Origin of the sequence: Shewanella sediminis HAW-EB3 (genome assembly GCF_000018025.1) — a bacterium.
Classification (GTDB): Bacteria; Pseudomonadota; Gammaproteobacteria; order Enterobacterales; family Shewanellaceae; genus Shewanella; species Shewanella sediminis.
Map to the genome: position 1 here is coordinate 3158178 of NC_009831.1, position 26792 is coordinate 3184969.

A 26792-nucleotide genomic window follows, 5' to 3' on the forward strand; every position below is an offset into this window, starting at 1 on the left:
CCCACTTCGTTGTTGCATTAGCTTAAAAGGGGTCACCATTCCTACGCCAATGCGCCTAGAATTGAACTCACGCAAGGCCTCTGAAACGAGCATTTTCAGGTCGTTTGGGTATACAAACAATGACAATCTATGGTGCGAGTCGGCTTATATCCCAGCCAGAATTTTCTTTAGAGTAGAGAAAACGATCATGTAGTCTATGCTCACCACCCTGCCAAAATTCAATACTGGTGGGTTTAACAATATAGCCTCCCCAAAACTTAGGCAGTGGAACCTCACCCTGACTAAATTTCGCTTTCATCTCCGCAAACTTAGATTCAAGCGCCTGTCTCGCCGATATTTTGCTGGATTGTTTAGAGACCCAGGCCGCAATCTGGCTCTCTTTAGGTCTGGTGATAAAGTACTTCATCACTTCAGCCGTCGACAGAGGCTCGGCTTCGCCGGTGATCGCGACCTGACGTTCCAGTGAATGCCACGGAAACAATAAACTCACCTTCGAGTTTATTGCTATCTGCTGTGATTTTCGACTTTCTAAGTTAGTGAAGAAAACAAAGCCTCCCTTATCGAACCGCTTCAGCAAAACGATCCGCTGGAAGGGTTGTCCGTCAGCGTCTACCGTTGCAACCGACATGGCCGTCGGATCGCTGAGTACCTCCGAGTCGCGGGCTTGTTCCATCCATTTTGAAAATAGCTCAATAGGATCACCGGGAAGGTCCTCTTTATGAAGCCCTCCAAGCGTATACTCACGTCTGATATCACTCAGCTTTGACATTTCTGCTTGTCCCTACTCTTGTTCAGATAAAAGGTGATACTAACCATATCACCTTTCGTTGTTTTACTTGTTCGAATCACACCACACATGCAACATCTCAAGACCCAGCGTTGCTCCGGCTAACGCTGTTATTTCTGCGCTGTCATAAGCTGGGGCAACTTCAACGACATCCATTCCGACGACGTTCATGCCCCGCAGGCCACGGATGATTTTCATCGCCTTGTCACTGGTCAAGCCACCACACACGGGCGTGCCGGTACCCGGGGCATAAGCAGGATCTAAGCAATCAATATCGAAAGTAATGTAGAGCGGCATATCCCCTACCCGCTGCTTGATCTGCGCCACGATCTCCTGGGCTGTCATGTCGTTTGCATTTGCCGCATCGATAACCTGGAACTGGTGGTCGTCATGATTGTATTCGGTTCGAATACCGATTTGTAGTGAATTTTCCGGTGCGATAATCCCTTCCTTTGGCGCATGGTAGAACATAGTACCATGGTCGTACTTGCTCCCCTGACTATAGGTATCGGTATGCGCATCGAAATGAAGTAGTGCCATTTTACCATGTTTTTTATAGTGCGCCCTTAACAATGGCAGTGTCACGAAGTGATCGCCACCAAAACTTAACAGGGCTTTATCGGCATCAAGGATTGCCGTTGCGAAGTCTTCGACACGCTGGGTAAAGTCGGCTGCATCACCACAGTCATAAACCAGATCGCCGGCATCGACAACTTTCAAACGCTCACTAAGCTTAAAGTCCCAAGGCCAACGCGTCTCTTCCCAGGCAAGATTGATCGAGGCTTGACGAATCGCTCCAGGTCCCATGCGGCCGCCAGAACGCCCCGTGGTGGCCATATCAAAAGGCAGACCCAAGATCACAACATCGGCATCGCTTTGAATAGGGTTAAAATCTAAAGGTTGTCTTAGATAACCAAATGCATTGGAATAGAGAGAGTAATCAGGTTTATCTGCAATTGTGGTCATAAAAGCTCCATAAATTAATAAGAATCATCATTACAAAGATTCAGGGATCAGCACTTCATTACTCTGCTGATGATATTGATTGAAATAAACAGTATCACTTGGGGTGATCGGTAGAGAACAACTCGCCACCGATATACAAGCGGGAAAACCTTCTGAGGTGATTTCGGTATTGAAACCAATAACATCCCAACTTCGAGGGTTTAATATATTTAACAGGTCGGAGAATATATTGAACGAGCCTTGAGTAAAGTGCAAGTTTGTTTCGATACTCACATAGGACCCCTTTTCCTGTGGGGTGATATGTATCGTCATATACTTCTCATTCCACAGACCATTGATTGAGTAACCAAAGGGCTCGAAAATATGATCATCGAATACGAAATCCGGGAACAAACAATCGAGCCTAAGCATATCTCTGATCCCTCTGCTCGACTGCTTATCGCTTCTCAGGTATTTGGCGACATCGCCCTTGATGTGATACATCAACAGCTCACAACTATTCTGGGGAGGACACCATTGCGCTTTCGTGTCGGCGCAAAAAATATAGTGATGATGAGTATCTAAATGGCCAACACGATAGGCGCGCCCCGAGAGTTTTTCTCTGAGCCGTGACAAGTCGCATTCGAAACTGCTCGCTTGAAGGTGGGAAAGAGACTCACTCTTTCGCTGATAACTGGCAGACGCTATCGCATTTTCACCCAACTTATCAACAAACAGGAGTACCGCATCGGCAAGCGTGGTCGTGCCACAGGTTAACATCAGAAACTTATGGTCCCAGACAAAAAGGCTGGACTCACTTAAAATGTAAGCGTCACAATAAGCATTAGACATCTTTGAAAGAATTTCTGCATTTGCGCTTGCGACTATCGCAGCCCAAAAACCATCGCCCAATTGTCGTAAAGAGGGGGTCGTAGAGGATACGACCACTTCAATTTTTTTCTCTGAACCTTCAAAAAACATACAGTTGAGTTACCCAGTTGCAGGCCCATTATGAGCCTGCTCTAATTACCCTATGAGAAGTCTTCCAGGTAAGTATAACCTTTCAACCCTAGCTGTAGCTCTTCGAGTATATTCGCTCGCTCAGCTTCTTGAATATGCTTATTGACCAACTCTTCATAGGTACGCATAAATGATACTGCATCGAGGTTCACATACCTAAGTACGTCCGCCACCGTGTCTCCAGCCAAAACCGATTCAATATTGGTTCTGCCATCGTCATCGAGCCGTACGACTGCCGAGTTAGTGTCGCCAAACAGGTTATGCATATCACCCAAGATCTCCTGATATGCCCCAACAAGGAAGAAGCCTATCAGATACGGACTCTCTGCACTCCAGGTCGGCACCGGTATTGTGGTTTCAATTCCCTGACCGTCGACATATTGATCGATTGTACCATCTGAGTCACAGGTAATATCTAACATGACCGCACGGCGCTCAGGCGCCTTATCGAGACCAGATAACGGCATGATAGGAAACACTTGATCGATTCCCCAGGCATCAGGCAGTGACTGAAATAGCGAGAAGTTGACGAAAAACTTATCAGCCAACTTTTCATTTAACTCATCGATGATGGGGCGATGGAAACGATATTTCGGACTCATCACATCACGAAGTTCATGGCAAACTCTAAGGTTAACCTGCTCCGCCCATGCTCTTTCAGATAAACTCAACTGACCTAAGGCAAACAGTGAATGCACCTCGCTCAGATCGCTTTGACAATCATGATAGATCTCAATCAAGGCACGTTGATCGGCTCTGCCACTGACTTCGCTCCAAGATTGCCACATGTTATGCAGAAGCTGTGGCGCCTCGGTCTCTGGTTCCTCAATAACTTCTGGCTTATACGCTTCGGTGCCGATGACATCGGTGATCAACACAGCATGATGTGCCGTAAGGAAACGACCCGACTCCGAGATAATTCTTGGCATTGGCTCCTTATATTCATTACAAAGATCGGTAAGTACACTCACGATATTATTAGCGTACTCGGTCAATCCGTAGTTCATCGAGCTGGAACTTTGGCTACGGGTGCCGTCATAATCGACAGCCAGACCACCACCGACATCGAAGCACTTAACGTTAGCCCCAAGCTTTTGAAGTTCGCAATAGAAGCGCCCTGCTTCACTCACTCCCTGGCGAATATCCCGAATATTGGCAATCTGAGAACCAAGGTGAAAATGTAACAACTGCAATGAATCCAGCATCTGCGATTGTTTTAATGAGTCGATAACGGTAAGTACCTGAGAAGCCGAAAGACCAAACTTCGATTTCTCTCCGCCACTGGCCTGCCACTTGCCTTTACCTTGAAACGCAAGACGTACCCGACAACCTAATCTAGGCGTAACACCAAGCTTTTCAGCTTCTTCCAGAATGATCTTAAGTTCAGATAACTTTTCTAAAACGATATAAACTTTATGACCCAGTTTTTCACCGATTAAAGCCAGACGAATGTATTCGACATCTTTATAACCATTACAGATGATCACTGAACTGGCTTTCTGAGCCATGGCAAGTACAGCCATCAACTCTGGCTTACTACCCGCTTCGAGCCCCAATTGTGGCACTTCTTTAGAAACCTGACTGGCCAAGATCTCTTCGACAACCGTTTGCTGCTGATTGACCTTGATCGGATAGACCAACAGGTAATCAGATTGATATTCATACTTTTGTATTGCCTGATTGAACGCCTGACAAACGCTGTTTACCCTATGATGTAAGATCTGAGGGAATCTAATCAGCACTGGCAAGGCAACGCCAGACTTGACCATATCTTTGGCAAGTTCATTTAGCCCTATACTGTATTCAGGGTGAGAGGGATCGGGCGAGACGGTTACTTCCCCGGTATCACTAATCCCATAAAGCCCCTGACTCCAATAATTAACGTTGTACCCGGTGCGGGCATCATTAATAGACCAATCACTCATATTCTTTAAACCTGTATATAAGCCAGATAGAGTAGTACCGTGCTTGATTGTCGGTACTGTTATTTAAAACTAATTTAGCAAAGCTATTCGTCTTTAGGCGCAAAACATCAATTTACGTCGAGCCCGTCAATATGAATGCAGTAAAACATCATTATACTAGCTTAAATCTGTGCGTTATAGACGAAATAACCAAATTAAAGGAGCGCGATTAAACACCTCAAATGACTATTTTGCAAGTAGTTGCACCACATAATTTGTGAAGTTTAACTTGCACTATTTCGATGAAGATTACCATGAAAGTTAGCGGGAGCACTCTGCGCGACTAAATTTCACTCAATTAGTCCTGTTAGATTCAAATCACTTACAGATTAATGACTCTTTTTCCACTATAATCAGCAGCCATAGATATGTCGTAAGCAATAGAGAACTCCATGATACAGATAGGCAAAACCAGCACACTCGAAGTCGTCAAAATCGTTGAATTTGGCGTTTATTTAGATGGACAGGAACTCGGTCAAATACTTCTACCGACCAAGGTCATGCCAAAAGAGTGTAACTTAGGCGATATGTTAGAGGTGTTTATCTATCTGGACTCAGAAGATAAGCTCATTGCTACCACGCGTAAGCCTTTAGCTGAAGTTGGCCAATTCGCCTATTTAGAAGCCGTCGCTACCGGACCATTCGGTGCATTTCTAAACTGGGGTTTAGACAAAGATCTACTGCTTCCTTTCGGTGAACAACACCGTGAAATAGAGGAAGGTCGCTCTTACCTTGTCTACATTTACCAGAGTCATGTCGATGATCGCATCGTAGCCTCTTCAAAGATCGACAGATTTCTCGACACGACACCACCTCCCTATGATGCAGGCGAAGAGGTGAATCTGATTATCGGTGGTACTACCGATCTCGGTTACAAGGCAATTATTAATCACAGCCATTGGGGCGTGATCTTCAAAAATGAAGTGTTCCGCACACTAAGCTTCGGTCAGCGAATGAAAGGTTTCATTAAACAGGTTCGCAGTGATGACAAAATTGACCTTATCTTGCAAAAAGGGGTCAAAGAAGAGTTAGATAAGCATTCGACGACTATCATGTTTAAGCTTAAACAAGCCGGTGGTTTCCTACCGTTAAATGATAAGACGGATGCCGATACCATTTATGCCAAGCTGTCTATGAGTAAGAAAGCCTTCAAGAAGAGTATCGGTGGCTTATATAAAGCAAAACAGATCACCATCTCTGTCGATGGAATAAGGTTGGTCGATTAAGCGACTTGACCTGAATTCAGGCTACTTAGGACGATTCGACTAGTTTTCAAGCAGTGAGATGCTTGATAATAATTCGAAGCTTTGATTAAAAGCATGACTCTGTTATAACAAAGTTATGCTTTTTTTATGAGTCTCCTGAAATGAAATTAACACTCCACGAAGCAAGAGTTATCGGATGCCTTCTCGAGAAAGAGGTCACCACTCCAGAGCAATATCCCCTCTCTTTAAACTCACTTACCCTTGCCTGTAATCAAAAATCGAGCCGTGAGCCGGTACTGTCTATGACTGAAACCGAAACGCAAATGGCCGTAGACTCTTTGATGAAACGAAGACAGGTAACAGACCAAAGTGGTTTTGGCTCCAGAGTGGTCAAATATAAACATCGATTCTGCAATACGGAGTTTAGCGACCTTCAATTGAGTCCTGCTCAATATGCCCTCGTCTGCCTCCTGCTTCTGCGTGGCCCGCAAACTCCCGGTGAATTAAGGACCAGAAGTAACCGATTGCACCATTTCGAAGATGTCGCTGCAGTAGAGAGAACATTGCTCACTTTGGCGCAAGCCGATCCGGCCATCGTTCATCAACTCGCCAGAGAACCCGGCAGAAGGGATTCTTGCTACGAAGAGTTAATTTCGGAACAGTCAAAGGGAGTGTCTGCTCCTATCCTGAAGCAATCGGCTCCAGCTCAACAAAGCGACAACAGCCCACATACGAGTGATGAGATGGAAAAGTTATCGGCCCGGGTGACACTATTAGAAAAAGAGGTCGTCATGTTGAAAGAAGCACTGCACGAATTACTTAATTGACAAGCAACAACTGACCGACAATAACGAATATCAATTAGTATAAAATACTGATTTTCACGGAAACGATCAGTTACAAAACGACCAGTTACAAAATAAAGATCACCAGAGTACCACCGGGTGAAACTAATCGGTGCTCTAGGGTGTTATTGTACCTATCAATCGGAATAGCAAACCAAAAGGGATCACATTGGAACCTAACGCTGACTCGGGCTTGATGCGTAATACGCTCATACTGGCCAAATTTGAATTAAGAAAATTACTGTTTAACCCCAGAGGGATGATCGCTCTTGTCGCATTCTCACTCGTGTGGTTATTACTGCTTTTATACCCTATCCGTAGTGCATCCAGCTTCCTGCTCAACCCGGACTTCAGACAGCTGATTGCCGGCGTATTTGGTGAAGAGTCTATTAGCCAATTGTTTCAATGGCAGGTGGCCGAGATGGCGATACTTTGGATATCGGCGCTCTATATTTTCCCACTTTTCAGTATCTTTGTTTCAGCCGACCAATTTGCATCTGACAGACAAAGAGGCACTTTTAGGTTCCTCACGCTGAGGACGGGGCGCGACAGTTTGTTCCTTGGCCGATACATCGGTCATATGCTGATCCAATCGCTATTGCTCCTGTTTACTATTTTAGCCACCGTTCTCCTTGCGATGTCACGTGACGCAACATTGCTTCTGCCGGCGCTCACTTCCGGGGTAATTGTTTTTATCAATATGGTCATTATTCTTGCCCCCTTCACGGCATTGATGGCCATTCTCTCCTTGTATGCAAATTCAGCCAGGCAGGCGACTATCTACGCCATTCTGCTTTGGGCTGTGAGTGCCATCGTACTTGCCATAATCAATAACTACATTCCATCAATCGCCGGACTCCTTCACTGGACCTTGCCTGGTGCGCAGCTGAGTTTGATGATCAACACTCAAGGAATGGGCAGTTTTGTTTATGCTCCAATCCCTGTTATCCAGACCCTGGTGTTACTTTTCCTTGGTAGAACCTACATGAAAAGGAGTTCATTATGAGTCTGATAAAATGTGAGATGCTGACTAAGTCCTATGGCAGTAAACTCGCGCTCGACAGAGTCTCAATTGAGCTGAAGGCTGGGTCACCTATAGCGCTTGTAGGGCCCAATGGCGCAGGTAAAACCACCCTATTTAGCTTACTGTGTGGCTATTTAATACCGAGCAGTGGTTCGGTGACAATCATGGGAGAGAAGCCAGGCAGTCGCAAGCTGCTTGGTAAAGTAGCATCACTACCACAAGATGCGACTCTGGACCCTAACCTGAATCTAATCACTCAATTCACTCTGTTTGGTACTCTGCAAGGGTTAACGGCTAAACAAGCAAAAGCTGAGAGCCTGCGCGTATTGTCCTTAGTCGACCTTGCTCATGTTGTGGAGCAAAAACCACAATCGCTGAGTCATGGTATGAGTAAACGAGCATCCATTGCCCAGGCTCTGATTGGTTCGCCTCAGCTGGTCTTATTGGATGAACCAACGGCGGGTCTGGATCCGGCAAATGCGAAGGTGATACGTGAGTTAGTCAGAGGCTTGTCATCCGATATCACTTTCGTGATCAGCTCTCACAACCTGGATGAACTTGAAAAATTGTGCGATCAGGTACTCTATCTCGACCAGGGTAAGCTTGGCCAGTCTGTCTCAATACAGGAAAACATGACAGATGAGTACCTCACGGTTTCGATGCAAGAGTGCGACGATGAGCTCTTCGTCTCGGTACTCGAGAGCCTAACCGGTATAAACAGTGTCACTAAGAAGCAAGAAAATGAATATTTAATCCATTATTCTGCCGAAGAGATCCATGATATCGAAGTTCAGTTCTTTACTCTTTTATCGAAAAACGGTTGGAAATACCGGGCATTGCTGAAAGGCAGAACCCTTGAAGATAAACTTTTTTCATAGAGTAATCTAATACCAATCCTAATTGCCAACTTATCTCAGGACGGGACACTGCAATCATTTGAGGCATCACAATCTGTGATGCCTTTTTTTATTCTCGCGACATCGCCTTTATCAACGCCCTTTATTTCAAAATCGCTCATTTGAAAGTCCCTGAGAGTACTGACCCGTTTCTCGCTTCCTGTCTCTATTAATCGATACAGCACTGAAAATATTGCCGGAAATATCCACGTTGGCTGGCTGATTTCATACCTAAGGAAAGAGGTTGCTGCCGAGGGCTACATTCAGGAGAAGGTTATAAAGATGTTGAGAGCGGATAATGAGGTGTCTTGGTTCATTTTTTATTATTTTACAGACATAAAAAAGAGCTGCGATAAATCGCAGCTCTTAAAAATTCTTTTGGATTAGCTAAAGCTAATCAAAGGCTCAAACCTAAACGATAGTTACGTTTTCAGCTTGTGGACCTTTCTGACCTTGAGTCACAGTGAATTGTACTTTCTGACCTTCGTCAAGAGTTTTGAAACCGTCAGAGTTGATTGCACGGAAGTGAACAAAAACGTCTGGACCAGACTCTTGCTCGATAAATCCAAAACCTTTGTCAGAGTTGAACCACTTAACAACGCCAGTAACTTGAGACATGATATAAATCCTGTAACTTAAATAAAATATAGCCTAAACGGCAGTAGAGCTTGAAAATGCCGGTATTACTTATGTTAACAGGACGAACAAATCGTATTGGAACATAAAAATAAATGCAACCTTCGAGCTGCAACTACTATAAATCATTCTCTGCTCATGTCAACAATCAAATCACCAGAAAACCATCTTTTCGCTTTGTTATCTGTTGCTTGGTTTTATTGAGATGATTGTAAATATGGTGTAAAAACACTAAAAACAGATAGTTGGTCATTTTTTAACCGCTCACCCGTTTATTTTTAATTAAATGGCTTTAAAAACCTCAATTTTGAAATCTAACTCGCATTTAAGCCCATTTTTTACCAATTTTGCTTTCTGTTCGTCGGTCAACTTCCAGCTATAAGGTGTCATGTTAAGAAAATGAGTGATCTCAATTCCTTCACTGAGTACCAGAGTCGACTCCAAATTTTCCCGGTGAAGCAACTCAAAACCAGCTATCTTGCTGCTCTCGGTTATATGGGGAGTCGGCTTCTCATATATCAGCTCTTTAAGCGCAAAATGATGGTTCTTCCCAGCAGAGGCTGTGATCAATATGCTCTCTTTTTTAGCCACGCGCCTTAACTCTTCATCTAAGGAGGGGGCATAGATACGCAGCATCAGATCAAAACTCTCATCCGCAAATGGCATTTCAAATGCGCTTGCAACACAAAAGCTGATATCTGAGTACCTTTTCGATGCGTATTTCAGTGCAGACTTAGAAATATCCAGGCCTTGAAGCGAAAAATTCATCTCTTCAGACATTGCATCATATAAACGATGACTGTAATAACCTTCACCACAGCCGATATCTAATCCGGCCTTCGCTCCATGAGCATGCTGCAGGGCTAATTCATTCACTCGGTCGCTGAGTAGTTGGTAGTGCCCTTTATTGAGAAACTCTCGGCGAGCAAACATCATCTCCTTATTATCGCCTGGATCTTTGGAGCGTTTCTTCTGTACAGGCAGTAAGTTGACATAACCCTCTTTGGCACAATCGAACCTGTGATTATCAGGGCAATACCAGGTTCTCTCTTTCAGTAACAAAGCTTGTTTACATAGGGGACAACGATATTTCATCATTTTTCCGTTGGTTTATTTGGTTACTCTTCGTCAACAATCAGTTGTTGAACCATGTCGTTAATCGCTGTGGTCGATAACAGCTTATAATATTCCAGCTTTCGTGTTTGTAATTCATTTATTGAAGCATGGTTAGCAGAGTACTGCCAACTCACCCGCTCCACAGATTGATTGTAACTGCGGGACAACCACTGTTTCTTTCTCAATAGTTGCGCATCTAACTTAGTCACTTCAGCACTGATCTCTGGATGACGTCTAACCAGCTCGCTGCAACTAAAGGTAGAAAGATCGCTCCTGACATTTTCTAACTCGCTTATTTCAAGCAATAACTCTTCGGTATTGAGTTCATGTTGAACCGCTCTGGCAACAAGCGCCCTCGCCCGCATAAGCTCTCTGGGCCCATGAAATAATCTATTATCTTGCTCTAACGCGATAATTTGCCACATTTTAGACTGCACAATGGAGAACTGCGCTTGTGAGTTAAAACCTACATCGATAAACAAGCCCTCTCTGAGTTGCCGGGCACACATTTTTGGAGATATGCCCAGCGCACTAAATAGACGCCACCCTTGCCCTGCACTTCTTGACAATGCAGCGCTATTATCATCGAGTACTGCGCTTATATCTGCACTCGATGGTTCCACCGCGATAGAAAGAAAAGGGTGCAATCGAACCATGACAGACAAGGAGTCATCGCTGATGGAGACAATAATGAACTCACCTATATGGCCATTCATGACTTGTAGTAAGCTAAAGTCACTCGTGCTTTCGTGCAGGGTGACAATCAGTCTGGAGTGATGATCGAGTTTTAAAATTTCAGGCTGTGTCAGCAGGGGTTCAAACATAGTACAACACCTCTATTGGGTGAGGGATTGTACATGGCTTAGTTTATTTGTACCAGCGATGAAAATGGTTAAAATTGAACCATATATCTACCATGCTAGATTTTTCATCTAGCTTCATTATCACGATGAAACCTCTATTCCCCCCTTACCATCCATGTGCCAAAAACACATTCACAACAAAATCGTTTCGGCACAATAATTCAGCTACAGCCCCATTTAGCTTGCTTATAAACCTTAGCCTCACCATTAAGGACAAAGCGATAAGTAGAATGCTATGATTAGTCGCAAGTATCTTCCAAAAAATATTACCTATGTCTCCCAGCAATAACCCAAGCATCTTCTGGCACGATTATGAAACTTTCGGTGCCAACCCGGCTAAAGACCGCCCTTCCCAATTTGCAGGGATCCGTACAGATATGGATCTTAATATTATTGGCGATCCGGTGACTTTTTATTGCAAGGTAGCCAATGATTACCTCCCCTCGCCCGAAGCGATACTGATCACAGGCATTACGCCTCAGCTGGCGAACCTGAAAGGGATCCCAGAAGCCGAGTTTATGGCTAAAGTGCATGATCTGTTTAGTCAGCCCAATACCTGCGTTGCCGGGTATAACTCCATTCGATTCGATGATGAGGTTTCTCGGTATGGTTTCTACCGAAACTTTTATGACCCTTATGCCCGTGAGTGGCAGCAAGGCAACTCACGTTGGGACATTATCGATCTCGTGAGGGCCTGTTATGCGTTCAGACCCGATGGTATCGAGTGGCCGGTAAAAGAGGATGGTTCACCCAGCTTTAAGTTAGAGCATTTGACTCAGGCCAACGACTTAAGCCATGAAAAGGCACACGATGCCATGTCAGATGTTTATGCCACCATAGACATGGCAAAGCTGATTAAACAGAAGCAACCTAAACTATTCGACTATTACTTCACCTTAAGACGTAAACAGGAGGTGTCTAAACTCATCGATGTGCTTAACATGCAACCTCTGGTACATGTCAGTTCAAAAATCAGTTCACTCCATGGCTGTACAACCATCATTGCGCCGGTGGCACATCACTCCACCAATAAAAATGCCATTATCTGCGTTAATTTAGCCATGGATATCTCGCCTCTTATCGAGCTCAGTGTCGATCAGATCAGAGAGCGTATGTATACGCGAAGAGCCGATCTTGCCGAGGATGAACTTCCTATCAGCGTTAAACAGATACACATCAATAAATGTCCCTTTATCGCTTCCGCTAAGACACTCAGTGATGAAAATGCCGAGAGACTCAATATCGATAAGGCATTTGCCAGAGAGCAGTTTAAGCTATTGAAGCAACACCCGGAACTGCGAGAAAAATTAGTCGCCGTCTTCGATGTTGAATATGAGTCTGGTTCAACGGACCCCGACCTACAGCTATATAGCGGTGGATTTTTCAGTTCTGCAGATAAAGAGAAGATGGAAATTATTCGTCATACCTCACCGCAGAACCTTGCAGCACTTGAGCTCGAGTTCGACGACTCCAGACTCAAGGAGATGTTATTCAGGTACCGCGGCCGCAATTACCCTGAGACATTCGATGAGATGGAATCAATGAGGTGGCGAGAATTTTGTCAGGCGAGACTCAACGATCCCGATTACATGTTGAAGTTAGAAAACCTGATGAATGAAACCGCACAAAATGAAGACAAACAAAAATTACTTACGGCTTTATGTCATTACCTTAGCAATTTGTAGGATTTTACTGAGATAAATGGGAGCTGGATCTCATCATCATTGTAAAACGATTACTAAAATGATCTTCATTATCTTAACAATTATAGGACCACAAACATGCAAGATAGATTTATAAAGTGCATCGCAGAGTTGCCCAAACCACTATCAGATGCATTGGTACCCATGTTGAATGCCGAGTTTGCCGGCCATATCGATGCCCAGCAACTTAGCACGCTTATCACCAAGAGTGGATTAGCAGAGAGCGAGCTTCTGATCGCTTTGCTTCCTGTTGCCGCGGCACTGGCCAGACCGCCTATCAGTGAGTTTTATGTCGGTGCCATTGCCAAAGGTAAGAGTGGTGATATCTACATGGGTGCAAATATGGAGCTCTCAGGTGAGGCACTATTCCATTCGGTGCATGCAGAGCAGAGTGCCATCAGTCATGCATGGCTGAGCGGTGAACGTCAAATTGAAGATGTCATCGTTAATTTCTCACCATGTGGTCATTGTCGCCAATTTATGAACGAACTGGTCGAAGGTCAGAAGGTGAAAATCCACCTTCCTGAGCAGCAAACTCAACCTCTGTCACACTATCTGCCCTATGCCTTTGGCCCGAGCGATCTGAACATCACTGAGCCCCTGCTAACGAAACAGCAGCATGAGCTTAGTCTGGACAGCTCAGATCCTATGATCATCGAGGCTCTGGATCATGCAAGCTTAAGCTACGCCCCTTATACCAATAGCTATGCCGCTGTTGTCCTGGAGACACAAGATGGTGCGACCTATTGTGGCCGATATGCTGAAAATGCGGCATTTAACCCCTCTATGTTACCCATGCAGATGGCGCTTTCTACCATGGCCAGACATAACAGAGAGTTCTGTGAGATCTCTCGTGCGGTACTTATCGAGTCAGCGGGTGGAAAAATCTCTCTGGTTGGCGCGACGATGGATGCCCTTCACGCCGTTGCTGCGGTAGAGCTTGAACATATCGTCCTCGACCCAGAGTAAGCACGTTAGACTAGTCAATCAAAAAGGACTGCCGAAGCAGTCCTTTTTTCTTTCTGAATTACTTTTTTAAGTTACTTTCTGTTGCGCTCAAGTTTTGCCAACAGGCTTGACGTATCCCAGCGATTACCGCCGATGGCCTGCACCTCAGAGTAGAACTGATCGACCAAAGCTGTCAGGGGGAGATGTGAGCCATTCTTTCTGGCTTCATCTAATGCAATATTCAGATCTTTTCGCATCCAGTCTACGGCGAAACCTAAATTATACTCTCCCTGCCACATCGTCTGATAGCGATTCTCCATCTGCCAGGATTGTGCGGCCCCTTTACTGATCACTTCGACAACCTTCTCACCATCGAGTCCGGCGCTGCGGGCAAAATGAAGCCCCTCAGCCAACCCCTGAACCACACCTGCGATGCAGATTTGATTGACCATCTTAGTGAGTTGTCCTGCGCCAATATCGCCAAGACGTTCGATACAACGAGCATAGGCATCGATAATGGGTTTGGCTTGCTCAAATATCTCCGGATCACCGCCTGTCATCACGGTCAGCACGCCATTCTCGGCACCAGCTTGTCCGCCAGACACCGGCGCATCCAGAAAGCCGATCCCGGATTGTGATGCCACTTCACCTATCTCTCGGGCTACATCGGCAGAGGCTGTCGTATGATCGACAAGAATCGCTCCCGCCTCCATTCCTTTGAGCACGCCCGCTTCACCTAAGGTCACATCACGCAGATCGTCATCGTTACCGACACAGATAAAGACAAAATCCTGCCCCTGTGCTGCAAGCTCAGGGCTAGATTTGGATTGTCCGTCATATTCGTTTACCCAAGCCTCAGCCTTACCAACAGTACGATTGTATACGGTGACATCGTGCCCATTGCTAACCAAGTGACCAGCCATTGGGTAACCCATTACACCCAGACCGATAAATGCTACTTTTGCCATCTTTATCCCTTATTAGTTTTAGTTCTTAGCTGAGCTAGTCTATCACCCTGTATATTTTTTATGAAAGTCGGATAGAAAAAAGGCACCCTAAGGTGCCTTATCATACTGCAATTTAATTAAGCCTGGCTTACATGGGCTTCCATCTCGGCACCAATTTTTTTACGCATCTCCATCAATCGAATGGCCGAATCACGCAACTTAATATCTTCATCTGTTTGAGGCACCCACTCAGGCACTTCGGTGGGATGTCCAGCATCATCAACCGCGACCATAATCACAACACAGTGAGTGGTCAAATGACGTTCAGAGTTCTTAGGGTCTCCGGCACGCACATCAATCCCCAGATGCATCGATGACCGACCCGTATAGATTACTTTCGCCGTCGTTTCGACAATATTGCCCACATGGATCGGCTTCACGAAGCGGATCCCACCGGCGTAGGCAGTGATACAGTACTTACCACTCCAGCCCGCCGAGCACGCATAAGCGGCTAAATCGATCCACTTCATGACCGCACCGCCGTGTACCTTACCACCGAAGTTCACATCAGCAGGCTCTGCCAAAAACCTTAAGGTTATCGCTCGCTCTTTACCGGCCATTTTAATCTCAAAACAATTGGAGGATGCAGTAAGTGTACGCCATAAATAGTAAATGACGTACAAGTATAATAAGAGATTTATGACTGTTTTAACCGGTTAGCCAAATTTTAGAACGATTAAACTTGAAACGAGAATGAAAGGAATTGAGAGTCGGTAAACCCATAGCTGTGCACGTTCACTCAATAAGCGCGAGGCATGGATTCCGGAATGAATAAAGAAGCCGGCTAAGAAAAGCATCAACACCTCGATACCAGCGATGTTATCAGCCTCACCTCCGGCATAAATGGCCGTCACCAGCAGGGCAAACCACACGATAGCAAAGCCTGCAGCGGCAACACTGAAGGTTTTCATTCCAATAGTTAACTTCGGGTGGACATTGACAGTCTCACCTCTTATAAGCTCATTCAGGTTTGCCGTTAACGCACCGACAAGCGGCAGTAGGGGAAGTACAGTAAGATTTAACACGTGAGGTTCCTTAAACCCGAAGTTACAGATCGCAATTATCTGCCTATCGCAGGCAAGATCCAATAGAGATGAACTAAGGTTAATCTAACCGTTACCATGGATTAATCTCCCGCTTTATCAGCAAGTTAATGACTACCAGTAAAAGGGTTACACCATAAAAGCCAAAACGTTAATAAAGGTTGTCATAGGGTTAATCGAGGAGGAAGGACTGATGTTTAAAAGGCATAAAAAAAGCGCCCACAGGCGCTTTTCAAAGAGTAATACCAATCGGTATAGATCAACAATTATACTTTCTTAAACAACAGAGAGCCGTTTGTGCCACCAAAGCCAAATGAATTACAAAGGCCGTAATCAAACTTGTGATCCCTTGCGGTGTGAGGCACGAAATCTAAATCACAACCTTCATCCGGGTTATCCAAATTCAATGTTGGAGGAATAACCTGATCTTTAAGTGCAAGCAAGGTAATAATCGCTTCTACAGAGCCAGCAGCACCCAACAGATGCCCCGTCATAGATTTAGTCGAGCTAACGAGTAGATTATAAGCATGATCGCCAAATACTGATTTAACCGCCGCCGCTTCGGCTTTATCACCCGCAGGGGTCGATGTACCATGAGCGTTAATATAACCAATACTTTCGTTTGCAAGTTTTGCATCATTAATGGCATTGACCATCGCCGCTGCAGCGCCCGCACCATCGGCTGGAGGCGATGTCATGTGGAATGCATCACCACTCATACCAAAACCAACGAGCTCACCATAAATGGTCGCTCCGCGTGCCTTAGCATGCTCATACTCTTCCATAACCATGACACCAGCGCCGTCACCAATAACGAAGCCATCACGGTCTCTGTCCCAAGGGCGACTCGCCGCTTGCGGATCATCGTTGCGGGTCGATAATGCCTTAGCCGAACCGAAACCACCAACGGCTAAAGGACAAGTCACATCTTCAGCACCACCGGCAACCATCACATCGGCGTCGCCATAAGCGATAGTCCGTGCGGCAAAACCTATGTTATGCACACCGGTAGTACAGGCTGTAGTCACGGCAAAGTTAGGCCCTGTCATGCCATATTTAATCGAAAGATGACCCGAGATCATATTGATAATGGTACTTGGCACGAAAAAAGGTGAGATCTTACGAGGCCCGCCTTTCATCAACGCAGCATGACCTTTTTCAATCAGTGGCATACCGCCCATTCCGGCGCCGACAGCCGTACCCACACGGGCAGGATCGAGCTTATCCATATCGAGACCAGAGTCGGTTACAGCCTGAATACCGGCGGCCATACCATATTGGATAAACAGATCCATCTTGCGAGCGTCTTTTTTAGACATATATTGCTCGACATCAAAATCTTTGACCGAGCCGCTGAAACGAGTCGAAAACTCGCTGGCATCAAATTTAGTTATCGGCGCAATACCACTTTTACCTGAAACAAGGGCTTTCCAGGAAGAATCAACAGTATTCCCTACAGGAGTGACCAGACCGAGTCCTGTTACGACTACACGACGTTTAGACACACTTTCACCTATATACATTGAGTTAACCGACTACAGCGACTTAACGCTGCGATGGAGAATTTCTAACCAGAGGAATAAAATATATACCCAAACCACTTCAAGATACAGAGTTTAGCAACTCGAGAAGTAATGGAGTTCAGAACATGAAATAGTTGAACGAAAAATTCCAGTAGCCAGAAACAAAAACAGGCAGCATAAATGCTGCCTGTTTTCTAGAATTCAGGATTACTGATTCTTTGAAACGTAGTCGATCGCTGCTTGAACAGTAGTGATCTTTTCAGCTTCTTCATCAGGGATCTCGGTGTCAAACTCTTCTTCCAGAGCCATAACCAACTCAACAGTGTCCAGAGAATCTGCACCCAAGTCGTCAACGAAAGATGCTGCAGACTTAACGTCTTCTTCTTTAACACCTAGCTGCTCAATAATGATTTTCTTTACACGTTCTTCGATGTTGCTCATTAGTTTCTTTCCTATTCAAATTACGCACTTGCGCAAGATTGAGAGTAGTTTATTCAATTTGGCAAACAATGCAAGCTTAACTTTTGTGGTCTAACCACGAATTTAAACACACTTTGATGAGGATCATCAATAATTAACCGCATTATTTACCGATCACACTTAAACCATGTACATGCCACCATTCACATGGAGAGTTTCTCCTGTGATGTATGCAGCGGAGTCTGAAGCCAAGAAGACCACGGCATTAGCGATCTCTTGTGCCTGACCTAAACGCTCCATCGGAACCTGAGACATGATACCTTGTTGCTGCTCTTCCGTCAGCTCATCAGTCATATCTGTCTGGATAAATCCAGGAGCAATAGCATTCACTGTTATTTGACGAGATGCAACCTCTCTTGCAAGAGATTTTGTAAAACCGATTAAACCGGCCTTAGCAGCACAGTAATTCGTTTGTCCCGGATTTCCCATAGAACCAACGACTGAGCCGATATTGATGATACGACCATTACGTTTTTTCATCATAGGTCGCATAACGGCCTTTGAGGTACGAAATAGAGATGTAAGGTTGGTATCTATGATATCACTCCATTCATCTTCTTTCATACGCATCAATAAATTATCACGAGTAATGCCGGCATTGTTAACCAAAATACTGACATCACCTGATTTTTCTTTTATCTGAGCAAAAAGATCCGTAACAGACTGGCTATCGGTAACATTGAGGACTAAGCCTAAACCATTGTCACCCAAATATTCCTGAATAGCAGCAGCGCCACGTTCGCTCGTTGCAGTCCCTACCACTGTCGCACCTGCAGCAACCAGCGTTTCAGCAACAGCACGGCCAATTCCACGGCTTGCACCTGTAACAAGCGCCACTTTGCCTGTTAAATCTATACTTACACTCATGAATATCTCCTATTCGGTCAATGCAGCGAATGATGCAGCATCGTTGACCGCTTTTGCAGTAAGCGATCGATTAATTCGTTTTGCCAACCCGGTTAACACTTTACCCGGCCCAACCTCATAAAGATGAGTGATGCCACCTTCAGACATATCAGTCACACTATCAGACCACCTGACAGGACAATATAGTTGTCTGACCAAGGCATCTTTGATCTCTGTCGCAGTTTCAGGACTGGCAACATCGACGTTATTGATCACTTTTACTTTGGGAGTTTTAAACTCGATAGCCTCAAGTGCCAACGCTAGCTTTTCTGCTGCCGGACGCATCAATTCACAATGTGAGGGTACGCTAACGGGAAGGGCTACCGCCATTTTGGCACCATTGTCTTTGCACAAGCCTGCAGCTCTTTCTACTGCTGCTTTACTTCCGGCAATAACAACTTGTCCAGGACTGTTATAGTTCACAGGACTCACTATTTCACCCTGTGCGGCTTCTTCACATGCCTTTGCAATAGACTCGTTATCTAAACCGATAATTGCGAACATAGCACCGCTGCCTGCCGGCACGGCTTGTTGCATCAGTTGACCTCGTAATTCTACGAGTTTGACGGCATCGATAAAGTCGATCACACCCGCACAAACAAGTGCAGAATATTCACCTAAGCTATGGCCGGCAAGCACTGCAGGCATTGCCTTACCGGTAGCTTCATAGGCTCGCCAAATGGCAACACTCGCGGTAAGCAGTGCAGGCTGAGTCTTATCTGTTTCATTCAGCGTTTCGACTGGACCTTGTTGAACAAGTTCCCACAGATCATAACCTAATACTTCACTCGCTTGAGAAAATGTGTCAGCAACGATTTGATGCTCTGACGCAAGGTCGGCCAACATCCCAATCGCTTGAGAACCTTGACCTGGAAAAATAAAAGCAAAATTTTCCATCATTTATTACCTATGACAATTCAAAAAATAATACTCATTGTTTTAAACAAGAGTTAAAAACGAATTAGTGCACTTCCCCACGCAAACCCGGCACCGAAAGCCTCGAGCATGATCAGCTGGCCACGCTGAATTCGGCCATCCCTGACAGCCTCATCCAAAGCGATGGGTACCGAAGCTGCAGAGGTATTACCGTGCTTAGCTAAGGTTAAAACAACCTTATCTAAGCTCATGTTGAGCTTCTTAGCCGTAGCCTTAATAATTCGGAAGTTGGCTTGATGCGGAACTAACCAGTCAATTTCAGATTTATCGATCTGATTGATTCGTAATGTATCTGTGACAACCTGTGACAGTTGAGTCACGGCAACTTTAAAAACGTCATTGCCTTTCATTGTCATGTAACCGACCGCCTCTGTGGCTTCACCCATTCGAGGAGGGAAAGAGCATTTCAGCAGATCAGCCTGCCTGCCATCGGCATAGATATGTGTAGACAAGATACCTGGTTCGCTCGAGGCACCAACGACTGCAGCACCGGCACCATCACCAAACAGGATAATGGTACTGCGATCTTCAGGCTCACATAGTCGGGATAACACATCCGCACCGATCACTAATACCTTTTTAGCGGCACCCGACTTAACGAATTGGTCGGCGACCGAAAGCGCATAAACAAAGCCTGAGCAGGCCGCTGCGATATCAAACGCAGGAATAGTATGAACACCAAGCTTTGCCTGAATTTCACAAGCCGCCGCCGGAAACGCATTACTGGCGCTCGTCGTGCCACACACGATCATATCGAGTTCATTGGCGTCGATACCTGCCATCTCGAGTGCTTTTACCGCAGCTTCATAGCCCATAGTAGAAACGGACTCATCGGCGGCAGCAATTCTGCGCTCTGAAATACCTGTACGTTCAACAATCCACTGATCAGTGGTTTCAACCATCTGTTCCAGATCTTGATTGCTACGCACTTGCGCTGGTAGATAGCTACCAGTTCCAAGAATTTTTGTATGCATATAAGGAGATATCAGTTATTAATGTCTAAAAGAATCGACTCGAGACGTTCTTCAATCATCTGAGGGAGTCGACGTTGTGCCTCTGTAACAGCTAGACTAATTGCTTGTAAATAAGCAGATTCATCGGCACTTCCATGACTTTTTACTACAATTCCGCGCAATCCTATCAAACTTGCGCCGTTGTAGTGGTCGGGGTTCATCTGATTTAGGACAGAATTTATACGGGGAGCGATCATTTTGGCCATTAACCGTACAAAAAAACCTTTGGTAAGGCCCTTTTCTAATTGATGCACCAATAAACGAGCTATACCTTCAGATGTCTTTAAAGTGATGTTACCTACAAAGCCATCACAAACAATCACATCGACACGGCCGGAAAAGAGATCGTTCCCTTCAATGAAACCAGTATAATTGATCTGTGGACTTTGTTGTAAAAGTTGACCCGCTTGTTGTACTTGATCATTTCCCTTGATCTCTTCAATGCCGACATTAAGCAGAGCGACCTTGGGCGAACAGTTCTTGTCAACAGCCTCACATAACACAGAACCCATAACGGCAAACTGAAAGAGTGTTTCAGAGCAACAAGAGACATTGGCACCTAAGTCGAGAAGGTAAACCGGTGTTTTATTAACAGCGGGTAGACAACTCACAAGCGCAGGCCTGTCAATACCCGGAAGCGTTTTAAGCAACACTTTTGACATAGCCATCAGCGCACCGGTATTACCGGCACTTAGACAGGCTTGGGCTTTGCCATCTCTGACTAACTCAATTGCCAGCCTCATAGAGCTTTGTTTTCTGTTTCTGAGCGCATGTGCAGGACGGTCAGACATGGTGACAACTTCTGTCGTATGAATGATTTCAATGCGTCGAAGAACATCAGACTCAACCTGAGAAAGGTATTTCTCAATGTCTGTCTTATTACCAACAAGATAAAAATTTAGAAAGGAATATAAACGAAGTGCCTGCAAGGCTGCAGGCACTGTGATGCGGGGACCATAATCGCCCCCCATCGCATCTAACGCAAGCGTCAGATTAGTCATAAAGGTAGCAACAAATTACTTGTTGATAACCTTTTGACCACGGTAGAAACCATCCGCAGTCACGTTGTGACGAAGGTGTAGTTCACCACTCGTTGAATCCACTGATAATTGAGGAGTGCTCAATGAATCATGTGAACGGCGCATTCCGCGCTTTGAACGAGATTTTTTGTTCTTTTGTACAGCCATTTGACCTGTCTCCTAGATTACTTGCTCTTCAGTTTTTCTAACACTGCAAACGGATTTGGACGCTCCTGTTGAGCGGGTTCGATCTCGCCTACTACTATGTCTTGACTACCTTGCCTGCAACTTTCGTTAGCATGCATTGGTATTAAAGGCATAGCGACTATCAATTCATCTTCAATCAATTGATGCAGACGAACTTCGCCTATTTCATTACACTCAATAGGGTCATACGCATCCGGGAGCTCATCGATTTCAGCTTCATTCCCACAGGGACTGAAGTTGAAGTCGACCGTAACCTCAGTGGTAAATAGCGTCATGCAACGTTGACAATTCAGAGTGAGCTCCGTCACAGCCTTCCCTTTAAGGTAGACTATCCCCTGTATATCTACGCCACATTCCAACGACACTGTCACATCGGAACAGTCGCCGGCACTTAACTCATTTAATCGTTTTAATTGCTTATGCGGAACCACACCTTCATAAGAAAGCTGACTCGCCGAAGCGCGTATTGGATCAATTGAAACCGGTATCTTTACTGTTTGCATAAGGCGCGCATATTATAGTTTGAAATCCTCAGAGTCAAAGGAAAATTCACCTTCTTTAAATAAGAAGCTAAATCAACCACACATTCTGACCCTAAAAACAAAAATTGATGGATTGCAGATTTTACCCAAGCGGCCAGATTTACTCAAGTAGCCCATGCTTAAAATAGAAGCGGTTGTGCATATTAAGCCGTAGAAATATCAAAAGAGAGTGATGTTCGACATGAAACAAAGCTAAACTTCCAATCGAATCAAATCAGCCCGATACTAAATCTTAGCTTATTGTGAAAAAATCACCTCTCGGACAATACCAACTCTTATCTTCAGGAACACACTATTTATGCCATCTCAGATTATTTTAGCTTCAACATCATCATATCGGAAAGAGATACTATCTAAGCTAGGCATTCCTTTTTGTACTTGCTCACCAGATATTGATGAAACTCCGCTCAAACAAGAGACGCCGGAAGCACATGTTGTTCGACTCGCTAAGGATAAAGCCCGCGTTGGTGCAGACTTATTTACACAAGGTCTTGTGATTGGCTCCGATCAGGTTGCCGTGATCAATGGCGAGATTGTCGGCAAACCGATAAATCATGAGGCCGCAGTATCTCAGTTAACTGCAGCGTCCAATCAAGTGATCACCTTCTATACGGGTATTGCACTTCACAATATCACCACCGGTGAGTGCGAAGCCCACTGTGAAACATTTCGGGTTCATTTTAGAGCATTAACCACAGCGCAAATAGAATACTACCTGAAGAAAGAGCAGCCATATTTCTGCGCTGGTAGCTTTAAAAGTGAAGGCTTAGGTATTGCCTTGTTTAATCAATTAGAGGGGAAAGACCCCAACACATTAATCGGACTCCCCTTGATAACGCTCATCGATATGCTTTCTCGTCAAGGTTATGTGGTCCTGGACCATCATTAATAGCCAAGTAGGCTAAATTAGGGCCTTTTCAGTCTCATTTATATCGGCAAAGTCAAACAAGGAATAATCTCACCATAGCCACTACAATATAGTTATTCGAGCAGAGGACTGCTCAATGGAAATGGTTGATGGCAGATATAGAAGAAGCATTAGCGCTACTCGCGGCTCCTTGTACCGATGAGCGTTTTTTCCAACGAGCCTTAAAGGCACTCGCACTGGTGACGCAGTGTCGGTGGGCTGCTTTTGGAAGACCCTCAGAGAACAGAGGTATGGCTGAAGTTGTTGCCTTTTGCGATCTAAAACACAGTATTCCCGGCTTTGAGTTCGACCTTAAAGGCTCTCCTTGCGAAACAATTTACCAACTCAGATATCCCGATACTCATATTCTTTACCCCAAGGATCTTCAGTCGCTATTTCCGAATTTTCAATTAATTAAAAATTTAGGAGCTAATAGTTATCAGGCTGAGCTTATATTGGCCGACGATGGCACCCCCATAGGCCACATATTAGTCATGGACACAGAGCCTCAGGCAGACTCCATCAAATCCCGGGAGTTTTTCAGACTGCTGGCACAGAGGATCGGGGTTGAGTATAAAAGGCTGCTCATCTCCCGTGAACTTGCCTTACATAAACAGATGATCGCCGTTTCAGAGCAATTTATGTCATTTGTCGATAATAATTACCGCTATCACGTTGTCTCAAAGGGCTACGAGACCATGTTTGGTCGTGCCGTGCAGGAGTTCGTAGGAAGAACTGTTGAAGAGATCCATGGAGAGGAAGTATTTAGTCAACATTTAAAACCTCTGCTGGATCGCTCATTAGCGGGTGAAACCATTAATACACAAACCTGGATCCACCCGCCTAATCAAAACTCCCCCATGTACCTCAATGTTCACCATAACCCCTACTACAGTGATAGTGGCGATCTCATTGGAGTGATTGTCTCTGCCCATGATATTAGTGAGATCCATGCCGCAAAAGTAGAGATAGAACACTTTGCCAATCACGACCCTCTCACCGGATTAGCCAATAGACGGGCGTTATTCGAAGCTATTCAACACAAAATTAACGCCCAAAAGGCCGGCCAACTGCAGTTAGCCGTTATGTATATCGACTTGGATGGTTTTAAACAGATCAACGACAGATTCGGACACCACCAGGGAGACAAGGTACTCGTAGACGTTGCCACTCGCATTCAAGATTGCGCAGGCTCGAATGAGCTTATCTCTCGAATAGGAGGCGATGAATTTGTTGTACTGACAAGTTTTGCCTACGGCCTGCCACAATCCAGCTATCAAGCAGAGCTGGAGGCGCTTAGCGAACGATTATTAGTCCAGCTAAGGATGAATATTGAAGTAAATGGGCAACACTTGCCAGTAAGCGCCAGTATCGGAAGTTATATTGCAGATGATGACGATAGCGATCTATCGGCTATCATCTGTAAGGCTGACAAAGAGATGTATAACGCGAAAAAAGCTAAATGTAACTTATGTACAGAAGAAGATGCACACCATGATCCGGACTTGGGCTAAACAGGTGTGATTATCAGGCCGGTATACAACTCAAGAATAAACAAATGACTGTCCCGGCCAGGAAGAATAGGAAGAGAGATTAAAAGTAAAATAATCTCTCTTCCTCAAATTTAATGTCCCAGATGCTGAAGTAACTCTAACGGTGAGCTTATTATCACCTTAGGGTTCGCTTGCTGCAGCTGTTCTATACCGTGAGCACCATAATCAACCCCAATTGCATCGATACCGGCATTGTTAGCCATATTAAGATCGTGTACCGAATCACCAATCATGACAGCCTTTTCCGGCGCTATATTCAGTTCATTAAGCAACTGAAAAATCATCTCAGGATTAGGTTTACTCTGCGCCTCATCAGCACATCTGCTGGCAATGAAATGAAAGTCCAGACCCGTCTCACCCATTACCCGATTTAAACCGGCTCTAGCTTTACCTGTCGCAACGGCAATCTGGTAGCCAATTTGATTAAGCTGAGTTAGCAGTGATTCGACACCATCGAACAGGGGGCTAGGTGTTGTATTGAGCTTGAGATACTGCTGGCGATAAACTTCAATCATCTCACCATGGAAATCGGAACTCCCATCGGGGTGAAGAACATTAAGCGCCTCATTCATAGATAAACCGATGATATCCCGGACAGCATGCTCTGAAGGCATAGAGACATTCAGTGTCAGCGCCGTCTGTTGCATACAATTCACAATTTTACCGATAGAATCCATTAAGGTTCCATCCCAGTCGAATATCACCAACTCATATTGCTTCATACTTTGACCAATTTATCTAATGTTTTAATGAGGACTGGATCCAAAGGCGCTTTGACTATCATCACCTCTTCTGTTCCCGGGTGAGTAAACCTAAGTTGTGCGGCATGCAGAAACAAACGATTAAGCCCCAACGCTCTTATGCTGTCATCATACTTTTGCTCACTGTATTTTTCATCGCAAGCGATTGGATGACCGGTATACTGGCAGTGAACACGAATTTGATGCGTTCTTCCCGTCACTGGGCTAGCCTGAACTAAGGTTGAGCCTTGATAGCGCTGAATAATCTTGAAGCGGGTCTCACACTCTTTTCCCTCTTGATTGACGCGGACTATACGCTCACCGGATTTGAGGGTTAATTTAAGCAAAGGTGCTTTAATGGCCTTATCCCGAGCTTGCCAAGTCCCTTTAACCAGAGCCTGATAATCTTTTTGCATCTTCTTAAAACGAAGCTGATCGTGTAGATGTCGCAGTGCGCTACGCTTCTTTGCAATAAGTAATACCCCAGAGGTATCTTTGTCTAAGCGATGTGCCAGCTCCAGGAACTTCTGAGTAGGCCGAAGCGAACGCATGGCTTCGATAATGCCGAAATCGACACCGCTTCCACCGTGAACGGCAAGCCCTGCAGGCTTATTCAAGACAATGAGGTGTTTATCTTCAAATAAAATACGGTCTTCTAATTGAGACACTTTACTCAGTTTTGCTGAAGGACCCGGTCGCTCCTCTTTATCGGCCATGCGCACTGGTGGCACCCGAACAATATCGCCATCTTGTAACTTATACTCAGGCTTAATTCGTTTTTTATTAACCCTGACCTCGCCTTTACGCACGATCCGATAGATCATGCTTTTAGGCACACCTTTTAGTTTTGTCAGTAGGAAATTGTCTATACGTTGTCCAACATTATCTTCGTCGATTGTGACCAGCTGGACTTTAGATTTGGGTGCTTCGGTATTCATGGCGCGCCTTTTGTACATCAGGAAGC

The 26792-nt window shown here is 45.0% G+C and carries 28 protein-coding genes; 8 read left to right on the forward strand and 20 right to left on the reverse strand.

What is annotated here, in order from left to right; all coding sequences use genetic code 11:
* Positions 1-127: 127 nt before the first annotated feature.
* The 4 genes from pdxH to speA form a co-directional block, all read right to left on the reverse strand.
* A complete protein-coding gene (pdxH, locus tag SSED_RS13680; protein ID WP_012142945.1) occupies positions 128-769 on the reverse strand; it encodes a pyridoxamine 5'-phosphate oxidase in 642 nt (213 codons plus the stop codon).
* Positions 770-832: 63 nt separating this feature from the next.
* Positions 833-1753, reverse strand: coding sequence for an agmatinase (gene speB, locus SSED_RS13685; RefSeq protein ID WP_012142946.1), 921 nt, complete (start codon positions 1751-1753; stop codon positions 833-835).
* A gap of 30 nt (positions 1754-1783) precedes the next feature.
* The gene (locus SSED_RS13690; protein ID WP_012142947.1) at positions 1784-2713 is read right to left on the reverse strand and encodes an adenosylmethionine decarboxylase; all 930 of its coding nucleotides are present in this window, start codon (positions 2711-2713) and stop codon (positions 1784-1786) included.
* Between the two features lie 50 nt (positions 2714-2763).
* Positions 2764-4677, reverse strand: a complete 1914-nt coding sequence (gene speA, locus SSED_RS13695; RefSeq protein ID WP_012142948.1) for a biosynthetic arginine decarboxylase — start codon at positions 4675-4677, stop codon at positions 2764-2766.
* 431 nt (positions 4678-5108) lie between these two features.
* Between speA and SSED_RS13700 the strand changes: the two genes are divergently transcribed.
* The 4 genes from SSED_RS13700 (at position 5109) to SSED_RS13715 (ending at position 8668) form a co-directional block, all read left to right on the forward strand.
* The gene (locus tag SSED_RS13700) at positions 5109-5942 is read left to right on the forward strand and encodes a CvfB family protein (protein WP_012142949.1); all 834 of its coding nucleotides are present in this window, start codon (positions 5109-5111) and stop codon (positions 5940-5942) included.
* A gap of 140 nt (positions 5943-6082) precedes the next feature.
* A complete protein-coding gene (locus tag SSED_RS13705; protein ID WP_012142950.1) occupies positions 6083-6748 on the forward strand; it encodes a YceH family protein in 666 nt (221 codons plus the stop codon).
* Between the two features lie 187 nt (positions 6749-6935).
* Positions 6936-7772 carry an ABC transporter permease gene (locus SSED_RS13710; protein ID WP_012142951.1) on the forward strand — a complete coding sequence of 279 codons (837 nt, stop codon included), beginning with the start codon at positions 6936-6938 and terminating at the stop codon, positions 7770-7772.
* The gene (locus SSED_RS13715; protein WP_012142952.1) at positions 7769-8668 is read left to right on the forward strand and encodes an ABC transporter ATP-binding protein; all 900 of its coding nucleotides are present in this window, start codon (positions 7769-7771) and stop codon (positions 8666-8668) included. Before SSED_RS13710 ends, SSED_RS13715 begins: the two co-directional genes overlap by 4 nt.
* A 429-nt stretch (positions 8669-9097) precedes the next feature.
* On the opposite strand, the gene SSED_RS13720 is transcribed toward SSED_RS13715, so the two are convergent.
* The 3 genes from SSED_RS13720 to SSED_RS13730 form a co-directional block, all read right to left on the reverse strand.
* Entirely contained in the window at positions 9098-9304 is a 207-nt protein-coding gene (locus SSED_RS13720; RefSeq protein WP_012142953.1) for a cold-shock protein, read from the reverse strand.
* A gap of 300 nt (positions 9305-9604) precedes the next feature.
* Complete coding sequence (gene rlmA / locus SSED_RS13725; RefSeq protein WP_041421697.1) at positions 9605-10417, reverse strand: 23S rRNA (guanine(745)-N(1))-methyltransferase; 813 nt, start codon at positions 10415-10417, stop codon at positions 9605-9607.
* Positions 10418-10440: 23 nt separating this feature from the next.
* Positions 10441-11262 carry a hypothetical protein gene (locus SSED_RS13730; protein ID WP_012142955.1) on the reverse strand — a complete coding sequence of 274 codons (822 nt, stop codon included), beginning with the start codon at positions 11260-11262 and terminating at the stop codon, positions 10441-10443.
* A gap of 311 nt (positions 11263-11573) precedes the next feature.
* Here SSED_RS13730 and sbcB point away from each other — a divergent pair, with 311 nt between their 5' ends.
* Positions 11574-12986 carry an exodeoxyribonuclease I gene (gene sbcB, locus SSED_RS13735; RefSeq protein WP_012142956.1) on the forward strand — a complete coding sequence of 471 codons (1413 nt, stop codon included), beginning with the start codon at positions 11574-11576 and terminating at the stop codon, positions 12984-12986.
* Between the two features lie 96 nt (positions 12987-13082).
* A complete protein-coding gene (gene cdd, locus SSED_RS13740) occupies positions 13083-13973 on the forward strand; it encodes a cytidine deaminase (protein WP_012142957.1) in 891 nt (296 codons plus the stop codon).
* A gap of 71 nt (positions 13974-14044) precedes the next feature.
* On the opposite strand, the gene SSED_RS13745 is transcribed toward cdd, so the two are convergent.
* From SSED_RS13745 to yceD, 11 genes are all read right to left on the reverse strand, one after another.
* The gene (locus tag SSED_RS13745; protein WP_012142958.1) at positions 14045-14920 is read right to left on the reverse strand and encodes an NAD(P)-dependent oxidoreductase; all 876 of its coding nucleotides are present in this window, start codon (positions 14918-14920) and stop codon (positions 14045-14047) included.
* 116 nt (positions 14921-15036) lie between these two features.
* Entirely contained in the window at positions 15037-15519 is a 483-nt protein-coding gene (locus tag SSED_RS13750) for an acyl-CoA thioesterase (RefSeq protein WP_012142959.1), read from the reverse strand.
* A gap of 96 nt (positions 15520-15615) precedes the next feature.
* A complete protein-coding gene (locus SSED_RS13755; protein ID WP_012142960.1) occupies positions 15616-15984 on the reverse strand; it encodes a hypothetical protein in 369 nt (122 codons plus the stop codon).
* 284 nt (positions 15985-16268) lie between these two features.
* A complete protein-coding gene (fabF, locus tag SSED_RS13760; protein ID WP_041422167.1) occupies positions 16269-17507 on the reverse strand; it encodes a beta-ketoacyl-ACP synthase II in 1239 nt (412 codons plus the stop codon).
* 225 nt (positions 17508-17732) lie between these two features.
* On the reverse strand, positions 17733-17966 hold the full coding sequence (acpP, locus tag SSED_RS13765; protein ID WP_011496723.1) for an acyl carrier protein: 234 nt from the start codon (positions 17964-17966) through the stop codon (positions 17733-17735).
* A gap of 159 nt (positions 17967-18125) precedes the next feature.
* Positions 18126-18872, reverse strand: coding sequence for a 3-oxoacyl-ACP reductase FabG (gene fabG, locus SSED_RS13770; protein WP_012142962.1), 747 nt, complete (start codon positions 18870-18872; stop codon positions 18126-18128).
* A 9-nt stretch (positions 18873-18881) separates the two neighbouring features.
* Positions 18882-19808, reverse strand: a complete 927-nt coding sequence (gene fabD / locus SSED_RS13775; protein WP_041421698.1) for an ACP S-malonyltransferase — start codon at positions 19806-19808, stop codon at positions 18882-18884.
* 53 nt (positions 19809-19861) lie between these two features.
* On the reverse strand, positions 19862-20821 hold the full coding sequence (locus SSED_RS13780) for a beta-ketoacyl-ACP synthase III (RefSeq protein ID WP_012142964.1): 960 nt from the start codon (positions 20819-20821) through the stop codon (positions 19862-19864).
* Positions 20822-20832: 11 nt separating this feature from the next.
* The gene (plsX, locus tag SSED_RS13785) at positions 20833-21861 is read right to left on the reverse strand and encodes a phosphate acyltransferase PlsX (RefSeq protein ID WP_012142965.1); all 1029 of its coding nucleotides are present in this window, start codon (positions 21859-21861) and stop codon (positions 20833-20835) included.
* Between the two features lie 15 nt (positions 21862-21876).
* Positions 21877-22047: a 50S ribosomal protein L32 gene (gene rpmF, locus SSED_RS13790; RefSeq protein WP_012142966.1), complete on the reverse strand. Its 171-nt coding sequence runs from the start codon at positions 22045-22047 to the stop codon at positions 21877-21879.
* A gap of 17 nt (positions 22048-22064) precedes the next feature.
* Positions 22065-22589 carry a 23S rRNA accumulation protein YceD gene (yceD, locus tag SSED_RS13795; RefSeq protein ID WP_012142967.1) on the reverse strand — a complete coding sequence of 175 codons (525 nt, stop codon included), beginning with the start codon at positions 22587-22589 and terminating at the stop codon, positions 22065-22067.
* A gap of 337 nt (positions 22590-22926) precedes the next feature.
* On the opposite strand from yceD, the gene SSED_RS13800 reads away from it, so the two are divergent.
* Positions 22927-23517 (forward strand): Maf family protein, encoded by a 591-nt coding sequence (locus SSED_RS13800; RefSeq protein WP_012142968.1) that lies wholly within the window; start codon positions 22927-22929, stop codon positions 23515-23517.
* 128 nt (positions 23518-23645) lie between these two features.
* Positions 23646-25049, forward strand: a complete 1404-nt coding sequence (locus tag SSED_RS13805) for a sensor domain-containing diguanylate cyclase (protein ID WP_012142969.1) — start codon at positions 23646-23648, stop codon at positions 25047-25049.
* Between the two features lie 110 nt (positions 25050-25159).
* On the opposite strand, the gene SSED_RS13810 is transcribed toward SSED_RS13805, so the two are convergent.
* Together SSED_RS13810 and rluC are read right to left on the reverse strand one after the other, a co-directional pair.
* Positions 25160-25810, reverse strand: coding sequence for an HAD-IIIA family hydrolase (locus tag SSED_RS13810; protein WP_012142970.1), 651 nt, complete (start codon positions 25808-25810; stop codon positions 25160-25162).
* The gene (rluC, locus tag SSED_RS13815) at positions 25807-26766 is read right to left on the reverse strand and encodes a 23S rRNA pseudouridine(955/2504/2580) synthase RluC (protein WP_041421699.1); all 960 of its coding nucleotides are present in this window, start codon (positions 26764-26766) and stop codon (positions 25807-25809) included. The genes SSED_RS13810 and rluC overlap by 4 nt, the downstream gene beginning before the upstream one ends.
* Between the last annotated feature and the right edge of the window lie 26 nt (positions 26767-26792).